Raw genomic sequence first — 14,537 nt, forward strand, 5'->3', positions numbered from 1 at the left:
CTTTCTCCTCACGCGATTCAGTTCAGGAACAACAGTCTGCAAAATAAGGGCATGACACCTACAAGCGAAACGGTCGCAGCCCACAGGCCTAGTATTGACCAGCGGGCGCAAAAGAACAGTTTTGGGACATGCCATCCGGAAAAACAAAGGGCGCGGTCGAAACCGCGCCCTCAAGGTAACGCCTTACTCGCCCTGTCGGGCCGCAGCGTCGAGTTCAAAAGCCGTGTGCAGGGCGCGCACGGCCAGTTCCAGGTACTTCTCTTCGATCACCACCGACACCTTGATTTCCGAGGTGGAGATCATCTGGATGTTGATGCTTTCCTTGGCCAGCGATTCGAACATGCGGCTGGCCACGCCTGCGTGGGAGCGCATGCCGACGCCGACGATCGAGACCTTGGCGATCTTGGTGTCGCCCACCACTTCCCGGGCGCCAATCTCGCCAGCGGTCTTTTTCAGCACGGTTTCAGCGGCCTGGTAATCGTTGCGGTGCACGGTGAAGGTGAAGTCGGTGGTGTTATCGTGCGCGACGTTCTGCACGATCATGTCGACTTCAATGTTGGCCGCGCTGATCGGGCCGAGAATCTTGAACGCCACGCCGGGAGTGTCTGGCACGCCACGGATGGTCAGCTTGGCTTCATCGCGGTTGAAAGCGATGCCGGAAATGATCGGCTGTTCCATGGATTCCTCTTCATCGATAGTAATGAGGGTGCCCGGACCCTCCTTGAAGCTGTGCAGAACGCGCAGCGGAACGTTGTACTTGCCGGCGAACTCCACCGCGCGGATCTGCAACACCTTGGAACCGAGGCTGGCCATTTCCAGCATCTCTTCGAAGGTGATCTTGTCCAGGCGCTGAGCCACGGGCACGACCCGCGGATCGGTGGTGTAGACGCCGTCCACATCGGTGTAGATCTGGCACTCGTCAGCCTTGAGGGCTGCCGCCAGGGCCACGCCAGTGGTATCGGAACCGCCACGGCCGAGGGTGGTGATGTTGCCGTGCTCGTCCACGCCCTGGAAACCGGCGACAACCACGACGCGGCCAGCCTTCAGGTCGCCGCGAATCTTCTGGTCGTCGATCTGCAGGATACGCGCTTTGTTATGCGCACTGTCGGTCAGGATACGCACCTGGTTGCCGGTGTAGGACACCGCCGGTACGCCACGCTTGATCAGCGCCATGGCCAGCAAGGCGATGGTCACCTGCTCGCCAGTGGAAACGATTACGTCCAGCTCACGGGGGACCGGTTGCTGGTCGCCGCTGATTTGCTTGGCCAGATCGATCAGACGGTTGGTCTCGCCGCTCATTGCCGACAGCACGACCACCAGGTCATCGCCAGCGTCACGGAATTTCTTAACCTTGTCGGCGACTTGTTCGATTCTCTCGACGGTGCCGACCGAGGTGCCTCCAAATTTCTGTACGATCAAAGCCATTTCAAAGCCGCCTCTGCCCATGAAGGGCGCCCAAATAATCTCAACAGCGCCCGGGCCCGCCTTGGCGAACCCGGGGCGCTGCCTTAAATGCCCTGCTCTACAAATGCAACGGTCTGGGCCAGTGCCGCGTCCAGGGCGCTGGCGTCGGTACCGCCGCCTTGCGCCATGTCCGGACGACCACCGCCCTTCCCGCCCACTGCCGCAGCGGCCTGCTTCATCAAATCACCGGCTTTGAGTTGGCCAGTCAGGTCTTTGGTCACGCCTGCGACGAGAACGACCTTTTCCTCATGGACACCGCCGAGCAGGATCACTGCGCGGCCGAGTTTGTTTTTCAGTTGATCGACCAGCGCCAGCAGCGCCTTGCCGTCCTGGCCGTCGAGACGCACAGCCAGCACCTTCACGCCCTTGACGTCCACCGCCTGGACCGACAGATCGTCGCCCGCGGCACTGGCAGCCTTGGCCTGCAGCTGTTCGAGCTGCTTTTCCAGCAGGCGGTTGCGCTCCAGCACAGCCGACAACTTGTCGATCAGGTTGTCACGGCTGCCCTTGATCAGGCTCGCCGCTTCCTTGAGTTGTTCTTCAGCCGCGTTGAGGTAGGCCAGCGCAGCAGCGCCAGTGACCGCCTCGATACGCCGCACACCGGAGGCCACGCCGCCTTCGCTGATGATCTTCAGCAGGCCGATGTCGCCGGTACGATTGGCGTGGATGCCACCGCACAGCTCCACCGAGAAATCGCCCATGCTCAGCACGCGCACGTTGTCGCCGTACTTCTCGCCGAACAGCGCCATCGCGCCTTTGCGCTTGGCGGTCTCGATGTCGGTTTCCTCGGTCTCTACCGGGGAGTTCTTGCGGATCTCGGCGTTGACGATGTCTTCCAGCGCCTTGAGTTGCTCAGGCTTGATCGCCTCGAAATGGCTGAAGTCGAAGCGCAGGCGCTGGCTGTCCACCAACGAGCCCTTCTGCTGAACGTGTTCGCCCAGCACCTGGCGCAACGCTGCGTGCAGCAAGTGTGTCGCGGAGTGGTTCAACGCAGTCGCGTGACGGACCTCGGCGTCGACATGGGCGGCCACGGGCGCTGCGACCATCAGGCTGCCGGAGGCCAGCACGCCGTGGTGCAGGAACGCGCCGCCGGTCTTCGTGGTGTCGCGCACATCGAAGCGCGAGTTGCCGGCCTGCAAGTAGCCGCTGTCGCCGATCTGGCCGCCGGACTCGGCGTAGAAAGGAGTCTTGTCCAGCACGATCACGCCTTCCTGGCCTTCGCTCAGGATGTCGACCGATTGCCCGTCCTTGTAGATCGCCACGATCTTGGCCGAGCCGGTGGTCGCGGCGTAACCGGTAAATTCGGTGGCCACGTCAACCTTGACCAGGCTGTTGTAGTCCATGCCGAAGGAACTGGCGGAGCGCGCACGCACGCGCTGGGCTTCCATCTCGCGCTCGAAACCTTCCTCGTCGAGGGTCAGGTTGCGTTCGCGGGCGATGTCGCCGGTCAGGTCCATCGGGAAGCCATAGGTGTCGTACAGCTTGAACACCACGTCACCGGGAACCACGTTGCCCTTGAGCTCGGCCAGATCCTGCTCGAGAATCTTCAGACCCTGCTCCAGGGTCTTGGCGAACTGCTCTTCTTCACCCTTGAGGACACGTTCGATGTGCGCCTGCTGAGTCTTGAGCTCCGGGAAGGCCTCGCCCATCTCGGCCACGAGCGCCGCGACGATCTGATAGAAGAAGCTGCCCTTGGCGCCCAGCTTGTTGCCGTGACGGCAGGCGCGACGAATGATCCGGCGCAGCACATAGCCGCGACCTTCGTTGGAAGGCAGCACGCCGTCGGCGATCAGGAAGCCGCAGGAACGGATATGGTCGGCCACCACTTTCAGCGAGGCCTGGTTGTCGTTGGTGCAACCGATGGCCTTGGCCGAAGCGGCCAGCAGGCTCTGGAACAGGTCGATCTCGTAGTTGGAGTGGACGTGCTGCAACACCGCACTGATCCGCTCCAGGCCCATGCCGGTGTCTACCGACGGCGCCGGCAGCGGATGCAGCACGCCGTCGGCGGTGCGGTTGAACTGCATGAACACGTTGTTCCAGATCTCGATGTAGCGGTCGCCGTCTTCTTCCGGCGAGCCGGGTGGGCCGCCCCAGATGTCGGCGCCGTGATCGTAGAAGATCTCGGTGCAAGGGCCGCACGGGCCGGTATCACCCATGGTCCAGAAGTTGTCGGAAGCGTAAGGCGCGCCTTTGTTGTCGCCGATGCGCACCATGCGTTCAGCCGGGACACCGACCTCTTTGGTCCAGATGTCGTAGGCTTCGTCGTCGGTGGCATATACCGTGACCCAGAGCTTTTCCTTCGGCAGGTTCAGCCACTTTTCGGAGGTCAGGAAGGTCCAGGCGAACGTGATGGCGTCGCGCTTGAAATAGTCACCGAAGCTGAAGTTACCCAGCATTTCGAAGAAGGTGTGGTGACGAGCGGTATAACCGACGTTTTCCAGGTCGTTGTGCTTGCCACCGGCACGCACGCATTTCTGGCTGCTCACCGCGCGGGTGTAGGCACGTTTTTCCTGGCCCAGGAAGCAGTCCTTGAACTGGTTCATCCCCGCGTTGGTGAACAGCAGGGTCGGGTCGTTGCCCGGAATCAAAGAGCTGGAGGCTACTCGGGTGTGGCCTTGCTCTTCGAAGAAGCGAAGGAAGGCTTCACGGATTTCTGCGCTTTTCATTAGGTTCTTCCACGGAGGCTGCGGCCAAAGGCCTGTGCAAAACGTCAACAGACGAAGCAACGGCAAAGGGCCGCATTATATCGGCCCTTTGCGTGGGGTACAGTGTGTTATGCGATAGAAACCGTCAATCGGACCGCTGAAAGGATCAGTTGCGGGAAAATTCGACGAAAGTGCCGATCACCTGGTCGATTTTCCCGGCGCCGACATCCATGTGGGTGACCATGCGCAGACGGGGCGCGGCACTGAGCTGGATGCCTCGCTCGGCGGCATAGGCCTTGATCGCCTCGGCCCGCTCGCCGATCTGCACGTAGACCATGTTGGTCTGCACCGGCTCGACAGCATAACCCGCCGCACGCAAGCCCTCGGCAAGCCGCTGGGCGTTGGCGTGATCGTCGGCCAGGCGCTGGACGTTATGTTCCAGGGCATACAGCCCCGCCGCCGCGAGGATCCCGGCCTGGCGCATGCCGCCACCAACCATCTTGCGCAGCCGACGGGCCTTGCCGATCAACTCGTCAGTGCCGCACAGCACCGAGCCCACCGGAGCACCGAGCCCCTTGGACAGGCACACCGACACCGAATCGAAATGCTGGGTAATCTCCCGGGCGTCCACATTCAGCTTGACGGCGGCGTTGTACAGCCGCGCGCCGTCCAGGTGCAGCGCCAGGCCATGTTGCCGAGTGAAACGCCGGGCTTGCGCGAGGTATTCCAGCGGCAAGACCTTGCCCTGCATGGTGTTTTCCAGGGCCAGCAGCCGGGTGCGGGCAAAATGGAAATCGTCGGGCTTGATTGCGGCAGCCACTTGCGCCAAGTCCAGCGAGCCGTCCGCCTGCACTTCCAGGGGCTGGGGCTGGATCGAACCGAGCACCGCCGCACCGCCACCCTCGTATTTGTAGGTGTGGGCCTGCTGGCCGACGATGTATTCATCGCCGCGCTCGCAGTGGGCCATCAACCCCAGCAGGTTGCTCATGGTGCCCGTGGGCACGAACAACGCCGCCGCGAACCCCAGGCGCGCGGCCAGTTCGGCTTCGAGGCGATTGACGGTCGGGTCTTCGCCATACACATCGTCGCCGGTCGGCGCGCTGGCCATGGCATCCAGCATGCCGGCGGAGGGTTGGGTGACCGTGTCGCTGCGAAGATCGATAACGCTCATGAATCTGGCCTCGGGTTCTGGTGGGGGAATTCCCTTTCGGAGGGCAATTACTGCGGGCATGGGCAGGAATAATCAAGCCCGGTGAAAGGAAAAGAACACCTGGCCTGAACATTGATCAGTTCCCTGTGGGAGCGAGCCTGCTCGCGAACGCGTTGGGTCAGCGACATTTATTCAGCTGACACACCGTATTCGCGAGCAGGCTCGCTCCCACAGGGGGTTATGTGTTAAAAATCCTCCGCCGTCACAAAACGTGACGGCAAAACGTTCTCAGGGCGGGGTGCAACTCCCCACCGGCGGTAATTGCGCGCAATGCGCATAGCCCGCGAGCGCTTGGTGCTACACGGTCTTTACAGTGCAGCGACAAGGTCAGCAGACCCGGTGTGATTCCGGGGCCGACGGTCATAGTCCGGATGAAGAGAGAACGGGATTGACACCCAAGGGCCGCCTGCGACTGTCTTGTGCGCGGCGTACCCTCGAATCCCCTTCGATTCATGACGCCCTGTTTTTCACACAAACAGGAACCAGAACATGCAACCCACCGCAATCGACAGCAAGACCAAAACCCATCCGGGCGAGCGCGTCGCGTTCATCCAGGCCTGCTGGCACAAGGAAATCGTCGACCAGAGCCGTAAAGGCTTCGTCGCTGAGATGATCAGCCAGGGTTATCAGGAAAGTGACATCGACTTCTTCGAAGTCGGCGGCGCGTTCGAAATCCCGCTGCACGCCAAGCTGCTGGCCAAGTCAGGTCGTTACGCTGGCATCGTCGCCGCCGGCCTGGTGGTGGACGGTGGCATCTATCGCCACGAGTTCGTCGCCCAATCGGTGATCAGCGGTCTGATGCAGGTCCAGCTGGAAACCGAAGTGCCGGTATTTTCGGTCGTGTTGACGCCGCATCACTTCCACGCTGGCGAAGAACATCAGAAATTCTTCTTCGAGCACTTCGTGCACAAGGGCCAGGAAGCGGCGAAGACCTGCGCCGATACGCTGCACAAGACCCGGGCGTTGCGTCGCAGTGAACAGCGGGCGGTAGCGGTCTAAACCTGGACACAGTTTCCCCTGTGGGAGCGAGCCTGCTCGCGAATGACGGAGTGTCAGCCGCCATCGATGTCGGCCGATACATCGCTTTCGCGAGCAGGCTCGCTCCCACAGGGGTATGTGTTGAGTCTGAGACTCGGGTCAGATCAGGTTCGCTTCAGTCGCCGGCACGATCAGGATGCCCGCGCGCAAGCCATTCTTGACCTTGGGGTTCGGGAAGATGATCCGGGCGCCCTCTTCTTCGATCACCCAGCGGGTCTGGGCGATGTCCTCGGCCAGGACGTAACCTTTTTCAAGCTTAGAGAAGTTCTCGATGTCCGCCGGCAGGTTCAGGCGGAAGCTGTCGCTGTGCTTGATGATTTCCCGCGCCACGCTGAACAGTTGCAGACCATCCAGGCTCTCTTCCAGCTCCGGCTCGTTGCCTTCGATGATTTGGTGCAGGCGGGTTTCCAGCTGGTTGACGTTGACGCCACCGTTCTGCCCGAACGGCCGGGCCTTGCCCAGTTCCAGGGTGAAGGACTCGGCGCCCAGCTGATCGTAGGTGTACGCGCTGAAGACGATGGACGGTTTGTTCTGCAGCAATACCGCTTCCATGCCCGCCGCGCGCAGGCGCGCCAGCTCGCGACGTGAATGTTGGCGACCTTCCTTCCAGGGGTACAGGGCGAACTGCTCGATCTTCGAACCGCGAATGGCGGTGTGCAAGTCGTAGTGCAGACGGCTGCGGTCCGGCACGCTGAAGAAACTCGCGGCCAGCCGTTCCAGCTCACAGGCGCGCAACGCCTCGGGGCCGCCGCTCAGTTCGTGGCGGCCGTTGAACAGCCGGTTGACGTCCTGCTCGACAAAACGCTCGCCGCGACGAATCGCCTCGGGGTTGCCGAACAGAAAAAGAATGCGTGCCCGCGGCTTCAGGTCGCCACGGGCAATGTCGTGCAGCAGGCGATCGAGCAACTCGATCGGCGCGGTTTCATTGCCATGGATACCGGCCGACAGCAGCAGGTCCAGGCCGTTGTCCCGGGCTTCGGGCGGCTTGACCTCCAGCGCGCCCTCGCTCAACCAGCGCATCCGTACGCCTTCGACAGTCAGTTGAGTCTTCTCCGCCGGTTCGCGGCCGGCGAGGGTCAGTTCAAGCAGTTTGCCGAGGGCGAGCATAGCGCGGTTTCCTTAGTGATCGTGGCCGCAGTCAGGGCCATGGACGTGGTCGTCATCGCCGATGTCGGCCGGTTCCATTTCCAGTTGCAGGCTGACCAGGTTGGTCGCCAATGGACGCAGCAAGAGGTTGGCGTATTCCGCGTCCCCTTCCTCGACGTCGACGCCGATCAACAGCTGGCCGCGACCGTCCTGCTGGATCCACAGCTCCTTGCCCTGCCACATCACCGCGACGCGGGTGCAGGAGGTTTCCAGTTGCGTGCCGTCGGTGTCTTCTAGGATCAGCTGCAGGGTATCGCTCATGTCTTTACATTCTCGTCGGGGGATAAGGCAACGCGCCCTGCTTTGACTGTAGTCAGGACGCGCGCGCTTTCAATTGATCTGGAAAGGATAAACCGCGCCAAGTTTAAGGATTTGTGTCAGTTCATCCAGTGCCGACCGGCATTCAAGCAACAATTGCGGGTCCGCCAGGTCGTTTTCGGTCATGCGGTCGCGGTAATGGCGCTCGACCCATTGGGTCAACGACTCATACAGCGGCGCGGTCATGATAACCCCTGGGTTGACGGCCGCCAGTTCGGTTTCGTTAAGCGCCACGCGCAACCTCAGGCAAGCGGGGCCGCCGCCGTTCTGCATGCTTTGCTTGAGATCGAAGACCTTCACTTCGCGAATCACCCCGCCAGACCCCGTCAGGCCTTGCAGGTAGTTCCAGACGCGTTCGTTGCCACGGCATTCTTCCGGGACGATCAACAGCATCGAGCCGTCGGCACGGGACAGCAATTGGCTATTGAACAGGTAGGAACGTACCGCATCATCCACGGTGACCGCCGAACGCGGTACGCACACTGGCTGAAATTTCCCACCGACCTTGGCGATTTTATCGCTCAGCTCGGCCAGCATCCGGTCCGTGTCGAGGAAGGCATCCTCGTGATAGAACAATACTTCGCCGTTACCGACCGCGATCACGTCGTTGTGGAAGACGCCCTGGTCGATCACCGCCGGGTTCTGTTGGGCGTACACCACGCCCTCCTCGCTCAGGCCGTGCAGGCGGGCAACGGCGCGGGACGCTTCGAGGGTCTGGCGCGCCGGGTATTTCTGTGGCGACGGGTAGCGGCTGTCGAAGGCGCTGCGGCCGAAGACAAAAAACTCGACGCCGGCCTCGCCATAGGCACGGCAGAATCGCGTGTGGTTGGCCGCGCCTTCATCGCCGAACTGCGCCACCGCGGGCAACGCGGCGTGATGGGCGAAGTGCTGCTGGTCGGCGAACATCGCGCCCAACACACGGCTGGTGGTCGGGTGCTCGATGCTGCGGTGGTACTTGCAATTGAGGTTGGCGGCGGTGAAATGCACCCGGCCGTCAGCGGTGTCGGCGCTCGGGCTGACGGTAGCGGCGTTCGCCACCCACATGCTCGAGGCCGAGCAACTGGCGACCAGCAGCGGCATCGCTTCTTTCGCGGCGCGCTGGATGACCTGCGCATCGCTGCCGGCAAAGCCCAGCCGACGCAAGGCCGCCACGTCCGGACGCTCCTGCGGCGCCAGCACGCCCTGCTGGAACCCCATGTCCATCAGCGCCTTCATTTTCGCCAGGCCTTGCAGCGCCGCCTCCTTGGGGTTGGAGGATTGCTGGCTATTGCTCTGGGACGCGACGTTGCCGTACGAGAGCCCGCCGTAGTTATGGGTCGGCCCCACTAGACCGTCAAAGTTGACTTCATAGGATTTCATCAGCGAGGCTCCACGAGAATCTGTTTTTTATAGGCATTCAATAACGACTGCGGCGCGCCGATCGCGAGCAAGCTCGCTCCCACAGGGTCTTGCACTGTCCTTGTGGGAGCGAGCTTGCTCGCGATTGGGGCTCACACCATTGTCACGCCGGGAGTGAGGGCAGCCGGCATGACCAGGCTCGGTGTCTCCAACGACGCAACCGGGTACGCGCAGTAATCCGCCGCGTAATAAGCACTGGCGCGGTGGTTGCCCGAGGCGCCGATGCCGCCGAACGGCGCGCTGCTGGCGGCGCCGGTCAGCTGTTTGTTCCAGTTGACGATGCCGGCGCGGCTTTGCAGCCAGAACTGGTCGTAACGTTCTTGCGAGTCCGAGAGCAAACCGGCGGCCAAGCCATATTGGGTATTGTTGGCCTCGCTGATCGCGGCGGCGAAATCCTGGTAGCGGATCACCTGCAGCAGCGGCCCGAACAACTCTTCGTCCGGGCGCTCGGTCACGGCGGTCACGTCGAGGATCCCCGGGGTCAGCAATGCGGCCTGGGGCTGTGGCTGGGTCATGGCGAGCAGCGGCACGGCGCCCTTGCCCAGCAAATGATTCTGCGCGTCCATCAGCGCCTTCGCCGCGCCTAAGGAAACCACCGAGCCCATGAACGGCGCCGGTTGCTGGTCAAAGGCGCCGACTTCGATAGTCGAGCTGACCTGCACCAGGCGCGCCAGCAAGGCATCGCCCCAGGCACCCTCCGGCACCAACAGGCGGCGCGCGCAGGTGCAACGCTGGCCGGCGGAAATGAACGCCGACTGGATGATCGTGTACACCGCCGCATCGACGTCGGCCACTTCATCCACCACCAGTGGGTTGTTGCCGCCCATTTCCAGCGCGAGGATCTTGTCCGGACGACCGGAGAATTGCTGATGCAACAGGTTGCCGGTGCGACTGGAACCCGTGAAGAACAGCCCGTCGATGCCCGGATCCGCCGCCAGGGCGATACCGGTTTCCCGCGCACCTTGCAGCAGGTTCAGCACGCCCGCCGGCAGGCCGGCCTCGACCCAGCACTGGACCGTCAGCTCGGCGACTTTCGGGGTCAGCTCGCTCGGTTTGAACAACACGCAGTTACCCGCCAGCAGCGCCGGCACGATGTGCCCGTTGGGCAGATGACCGGGGAAGTTGTAAGGGCCGAATACCGCCACCACACCGTGGGGCTTGTGCCGCAGCACGGCGGTGGCGTCGCCCAGGGGGCCGCTCTTTTCGCCGGTGCGCTCGCGGTAGCTCTGTACCGAAATCGCCACCTTGTTGATCATGCTGGTGACTTCGGTGGCGGCTTCCCACAGCGGCTTGCCGGTTTCCTCACCGATGCAACGGGCCAATTCATCAGCCTGCGTCTTCAAGGTGCCGGCGAAGGCTTCGAGCACCTGGATGCGTTCATCCAGCGAGCGCCGCGCCCACTCCGGGAACGCCTGGCGCGCCGCCTGCACGGCCGACTCGACCTGCGCCGCCGTGGCGCCCTTGCCCGTCCACAGCACTTGCTGGGTGACCGGGTTCAACGACTCAAAGACGTCGCCCTGGCCTTCCAGCCAGCTTCCCGCGATGTACAGCGATTTCATTATTTCGACTCCCGAGCGGCGGACAACGCCACGGCACGCACCTGGTCGCCGGCGTTGAGTTGAAGACGTTTGGCGGTCAGCGGATCGACCACCAGAGTGCCCGCGGCGAAGCGCGCAGGCGCCGCCGTGATGCGGCAGTCCTGGCACTTGCGGTTATGGATGAGGAACGGCGTGGCGTCATCGCCCGGCGTGCCGATGGCGAGTACCAGCGCCTGGCTGTCGCGAATCGCGCGGATCTTGCTGGTTTCGCATTCAACGGCCGGACCGGCGTCGAAGATGTCGACGTAGCCTTGATAACTGAAGCCTTCGCTCTTGAGCATCGACAGCGCCGGTTCGGTGTCGGGATGAACCTGGCCGATCACGGCCCGGGCATCCTCGGACAGGAAGCAGGTGTACAGCGGGAACTTGGGCATCAATTCGGCAATGAAGGCCTTGTTGCCCACGCCGGTCAGGTAATCGGCCTGACTGAATTCCATCTTGAAGAAGTGCCGGCCGAGGCTTTCCCAGAACGGCGAACGGCCGTTTTCGTCGGACATGCCGCGCATCTCGGCGATGATCTTGTTGCCGAACAGCTGGGAGAATTCGGCGATAAACAGCAGCCGCGCCTTGGCCAGCATGCGACCGTTCAGGCCGTTGCGGTAGTCGGCGTGCAGGAACAGCGAGCACAGCTCGGAGTTGCCGGTCAGGTCGTTGGCCAGGAACAGCGTCGGGATTTCCCGGTAGATGTTCAACTCCTGGGAAGCGCTGACCGTCAGGCCGACGCGGAAGTTGTACCAGGGCTCACGCAGCCCCACGGCACCGGCAATGGCGGAAATGCCCACCACGCGACCATCGTCGTCTTCGAGCACGAACAGATAGTCCGCGTCACCACGCCCGGCTTCGCCGCGAAAGGTCTTCTCGGCCCAGCCGACCCGATGGGCCAGGCGCTCTTCGTTGGCCGGCAGGGTGGTCAGGCCGGTGCCGGTGCTGCGGGCCAGGGCGATCAGCGCGGGTAAATCGCTGCTGCGTACGGGACGAACGATCATGCTATCTCCTCAAACGGGCCGCTCAAGCCACCCGCGAAAAACTCGTCTGTAAAGCGTTATACGGCTACCAGGCGCACGCTGGCACCCTCGCCGACGCCCAGGGCTTCGGCCGCTTCCATATCCAGTGTCACGGGCTTGCCCGGCGCGTAATCGAGTTCGAGCAGCACGGCGCGGTAATCCTGCAGTTGGGCATTGGCCACCAGGTACTGACGGCCCACGCCCTTGACCGTTTCACCGATCTTGACCGGCACCACGCGGCTCTGGGCGATCGAGCGGATCCCCGAGACACGCGCATGCAAGGTCGGACCGCCGTCGAAGATGTCGATGTAGTGATCGGTCTCGAAACCTTCGCGCATCAGGATATCGAAGGTGATCTGTGCACGCGGGTGGACCTGGCCCATGGCTTCCTGGGCGGCGTCCGGCAACAGCGGCACGTAGATCGGGTAATGCGGCATCAGCTCGGCGAGGAAGGTCCGGCTTTTCAGCCCGCACAGGCGCTCGGCGGCGGCGTAATTGAGGTCGAAGAAGTTGCGACCGATGGCGTCCCAGAACGGTGAATCGCCATTCTCGTCGCTGTAGCCGACGATCTCGGTCACCACCGAATCGGCGAAGCGCTCCGGATGGCTGGCCACGAACAGCAGGCGCCCGCGGGAGTTGAGCTCCGCCCAGGGCGAGCCGACCAGTTCCGGGACCACGTAGAAACTGGTCAACAGGCTGTTGCCGGTCAGGTCGTGGCACTGGGACAGGACGTGAATCTTGTTGTGGATCTTCAGCTCGCGGGAGGCATGGACGAACGTCTCGTTGCGAAAGCTGTAGAACGGCTCGGAATAGCCCGCCGACGCGACGATGGCCGAACAGCCCACCAGCTTGCCGGTGGTGGTGTCTTCGAGGACGAAGAAATAGCTTTCCTCGCCGTTGAAACTGACTTCGGCGGCGAACGAGGCTTCGCTTGCAGCGATCTTGTCGCTCAGGCGTTCCACGTCGTCCGGCAAGGAAGTGACACCGATCGGACTGTCCGCAGCCAGCCGCTGTACCTCGCCCAGGTCAGCCATTTGCGCGGGGCGCATCACCAGCATGGTGTCACTCCTTAACTTGAAATAAACGGTTCGACCGTGAGGCCGATACACAGAGAATAAAAACCGGACACTGAAGTGAACCTCCTGTGGGAGCGAGCCTGCTCGCGAAGCAGACGACTCGATCTGCCTGGCGGACCGAGGCGACTCCATTCGCGAGCAGGCTCGCTCCCACAAAAGCCCGACCCACACCAGGGCCGGTCAAGTCTGGATCAGGCTTGCGTCAGCTTCGCCGCAGCCCGCTCGAAGCGGTCCAGGCCGGCGTCGATGTCGGCGTCTTCCACCACCAGGCTCGGGGCGAAACGAATCACGTCCGGGCCGGCTTGCAGAATCATCAGGCCTTCCTGCTCGGCGGCGTTGAAAATGTCCTTGGCCTTGCCTTTCCAGGCGTCGTTCAGCACGCAGCCGATCAACAGGCCAAGACCACGCACTTGGGTAAACAGGCCGTACTTCTCGCCGATCTGCTCCAGGCGCGCCTTGAATTTCTGATGCTTGGCTTTGACGCCACCGAGCACTTCAGGCGTGTTGACCACGTCGATCACCGCTTCGGCCACCGCGCAGGCCAGCGGGTTACCGCCATAGGTGGTGCCGTGGGTGCCGACCACCAGGTGCTTGGCCAGCGCTTCGGTGGTGAGCATCGCCGCGATCGGGAAACCGCCGCCCAGGCTCTTGGCGCTGGTGAGGATGTCCGGGACCACGCCGTAGTGCATGTAGGCGAACAACTCGCCACTGCGGCCCATGCCGGTCTGCACTTCGTCGAATACCAACAGCGCGTTGTGCGCATCGCACAGCTCGCGGGCGCCTTGCAGGTAAGCCAGATCGCCCGGCAGCACGCCGCCCTCGCCCTGGATCGGCTCCAGCACCACGGCGCAGGTCTTGTTCGAGACTGCTGCTTGCAAAGCTGCAAGGTCGTTATAAGGAACGTGGGTGATGCCGGTGATTTTAGGACCGAAACCGTCGGAGTACTTCGACTGCCCGCCAACGTTGACGGTGAACAGGGTGCGCCCGTGGAAGCTGTTGAGCGCAGCGATGATCTCGTATTTCTCGCTGCCAAACCGATCAAAGCCGACGCGACGGGCCAGCTTGAATGCGGCCTCGTTGGCTTCGGCGCCGGAGTTGCAGAAGAACGCGCGCTCGGCAAAGGTTGCGTCGACCAGCTTGTGGGCCAGGCGCAAGGCCGGTTCGTTGGTGAATACGTTCGACACATGCCACAGCTTGTTGGCCTGCTCGGTCAGGGCTCCGACCAGGGCCGGGTGGGCATGGCCCAGTACGTTGACTGCGATACCGCCAGCAAAATCGATCAGCTCGCGACCGGACTGGTCCCACACGCGGGAACCGGCACCACGCACAGGGATAAAGGCAGCAGGTGCATAGTTGGGAACCATTACTTGGTCGAAATCGGCGCGTTGGACCGCGGCTTGCTCAACGGACATCGGAGTCTCCTGAAGAGGAACACCCGCCTGGAACTGGCGAGCTTGGTGAGGATTGTAAGGACAGTTTTCGGCCCGGCCTTGCCGCCAAGCGACAACTTCTTATAGCGCCAACCCACGATTTTCGCGGGTTTACGCCAATGCGACAAATAGCATCGCAAAGGCGCAGTTTAAACGTTGCCGCCGGGTTTGAGGCAGCGGCATCTACATTTCCCTGCCCAGCCACAACTG

The 14,537-nt window shown here is 62.6% G+C and carries 11 protein-coding genes and 1 riboswitch; of the genes, 1 reads left to right on the forward strand and 10 read right to left on the reverse strand.

Annotated elements, in window-relative coordinates; translation table 11 throughout:
• Window positions 1–183: 183 nt before the first annotated feature.
• From J3P97_RS20410 to ltaE, 3 genes are all read right to left on the reverse strand, one after another.
• A complete protein-coding gene (locus J3P97_RS20410) occupies window positions 184–1,425 on the reverse strand; it encodes an aspartate kinase (protein ID WP_305499355.1) in 1,242 nt (413 codons plus the stop codon).
• Between the two features lie 83 nt (window positions 1,426–1,508).
• Window positions 1,509–4,130, reverse strand: coding sequence for an alanine--tRNA ligase (gene alaS / locus J3P97_RS20415; protein WP_434672641.1), 2,622 nt, complete (start codon window positions 4,128–4,130; stop codon window positions 1,509–1,511).
• A gap of 145 nt (window positions 4,131–4,275) precedes the next feature.
• Window positions 4,276–5,280 carry a low-specificity L-threonine aldolase gene (ltaE, locus tag J3P97_RS20420; RefSeq protein WP_434672642.1) on the reverse strand — a complete coding sequence of 335 codons (1,005 nt, stop codon included), beginning with the start codon at window positions 5,278–5,280 and terminating at the stop codon, window positions 4,276–4,278.
• 259 nt (window positions 5,281–5,539) lie between these two features.
• Window positions 5,540–5,707: riboswitch (FMN riboswitch) on the forward strand.
• Window positions 5,708–5,808: 101 nt separating this feature from the next.
• Here ltaE and J3P97_RS20425 point away from each other — a divergent pair.
• Window positions 5,809–6,318, forward strand: coding sequence for a 6,7-dimethyl-8-ribityllumazine synthase (locus tag J3P97_RS20425; RefSeq protein WP_420767496.1), 510 nt, complete (start codon window positions 5,809–5,811; stop codon window positions 6,316–6,318).
• Window positions 6,319–6,456: 138 nt separating this feature from the next.
• Here the strand turns inward: J3P97_RS20425 and astE are convergent, their stop codons facing one another.
• The 7 genes from astE to J3P97_RS20460 form a co-directional block, all read right to left on the reverse strand.
• Window positions 6,457–7,464 carry a succinylglutamate desuccinylase gene (gene astE, locus J3P97_RS20430; RefSeq protein WP_434672643.1) on the reverse strand — a complete coding sequence of 336 codons (1,008 nt, stop codon included), beginning with the start codon at window positions 7,462–7,464 and terminating at the stop codon, window positions 6,457–6,459.
• Window positions 7,465–7,476: 12 nt separating this feature from the next.
• Window positions 7,477–7,764 (reverse strand): topoisomerase II, encoded by a 288-nt coding sequence (locus tag J3P97_RS20435; RefSeq protein WP_305499345.1) that lies wholly within the window; start codon window positions 7,762–7,764, stop codon window positions 7,477–7,479.
• Between the two features lie 69 nt (window positions 7,765–7,833).
• Window positions 7,834–9,180, reverse strand: a complete 1,347-nt coding sequence (gene astB / locus J3P97_RS20440; RefSeq protein WP_434628957.1) for an N-succinylarginine dihydrolase — start codon at window positions 9,178–9,180, stop codon at window positions 7,834–7,836.
• Between the two features lie 131 nt (window positions 9,181–9,311).
• Window positions 9,312–10,781 (reverse strand): succinylglutamate-semialdehyde dehydrogenase, encoded by a 1,470-nt coding sequence (astD, locus tag J3P97_RS20445; RefSeq protein ID WP_434674577.1) that lies wholly within the window; start codon window positions 10,779–10,781, stop codon window positions 9,312–9,314.
• Window positions 10,778–11,803, reverse strand: a complete 1,026-nt coding sequence (gene astA, locus J3P97_RS20450; protein ID WP_434572350.1) for an arginine N-succinyltransferase — start codon at window positions 11,801–11,803, stop codon at window positions 10,778–10,780. Before astA ends, astD begins: the two co-directional genes overlap by 4 nt.
• Window positions 11,804–11,859: 56 nt before the next feature.
• The gene (aruF, locus tag J3P97_RS20455) at window positions 11,860–12,879 is read right to left on the reverse strand and encodes an arginine/ornithine succinyltransferase subunit alpha (RefSeq protein ID WP_434572348.1); all 1,020 of its coding nucleotides are present in this window, start codon (window positions 12,877–12,879) and stop codon (window positions 11,860–11,862) included.
• A 209-nt stretch (window positions 12,880–13,088) separates the two neighbouring features.
• Window positions 13,089–14,309: an aspartate aminotransferase family protein gene (locus J3P97_RS20460; RefSeq protein ID WP_434672644.1), complete on the reverse strand. Its 1,221-nt coding sequence runs from the start codon at window positions 14,307–14,309 to the stop codon at window positions 13,089–13,091.
• Between the last annotated feature and the right edge of the window lie 228 nt (window positions 14,310–14,537).

It is taken from the genome of Pseudomonas sp. R1-15, assembly GCF_051132085.1.
Classification (GTDB): Bacteria; Pseudomonadota; Gammaproteobacteria; order Pseudomonadales; family Pseudomonadaceae; genus Aquipseudomonas.

Bases quoted from the DNA above. Each gene is read 5' to 3' on its own strand.
- aruF (WP_434572348.1), bottom strand. From the start codon at position 12,879: ATGCTGGTGATGCGCCCCGCGCAAATGGCTGACCTGGGCGAGGTACAG.
- astB (WP_434628957.1), bottom strand. From the start codon at position 9,180: ATGAAATCCTATGAAGTCAACTTTGACGGTCTAGTGGGGCCGACCCAT.
- ltaE (WP_434672642.1), bottom strand. From the start codon at position 5,280: ATGAGCGTTATCGATCTTCGCAGCGACACGGTCACCCAACCCTCCGCC.
- astA (WP_434572350.1), bottom strand. From the start codon at position 11,803: ATGATCGTTCGTCCCGTACGCAGCAGCGATTTACCCGCGCTGATCGCC.
- J3P97_RS20460 (WP_434672644.1), bottom strand. From the start codon at position 14,309: ATGTCCGTTGAGCAAGCCGCGGTCCAACGCGCCGATTTCGACCAAGTA.
- J3P97_RS20410 (WP_305499355.1), bottom strand. From the start codon at position 1,425: ATGGCTTTGATCGTACAGAAATTTGGAGGCACCTCGGTCGGCACCGTC.
- J3P97_RS20435 (WP_305499345.1), bottom strand. From the start codon at position 7,764: ATGAGCGATACCCTGCAGCTGATCCTAGAAGACACCGACGGCACGCAA.
- astE (WP_434672643.1), bottom strand. From the start codon at position 7,464: ATGCTCGCCCTCGGCAAACTGCTTGAACTGACCCTCGCCGGCCGCGAA.
- J3P97_RS20425 (WP_420767496.1), top strand. From the start codon at position 5,809: ATGCAACCCACCGCAATCGACAGCAAGACCAAAACCCATCCGGGCGAG.
- alaS (WP_434672641.1), bottom strand. From the start codon at position 4,130: ATGAAAAGCGCAGAAATCCGTGAAGCCTTCCTTCGCTTCTTCGAAGAG.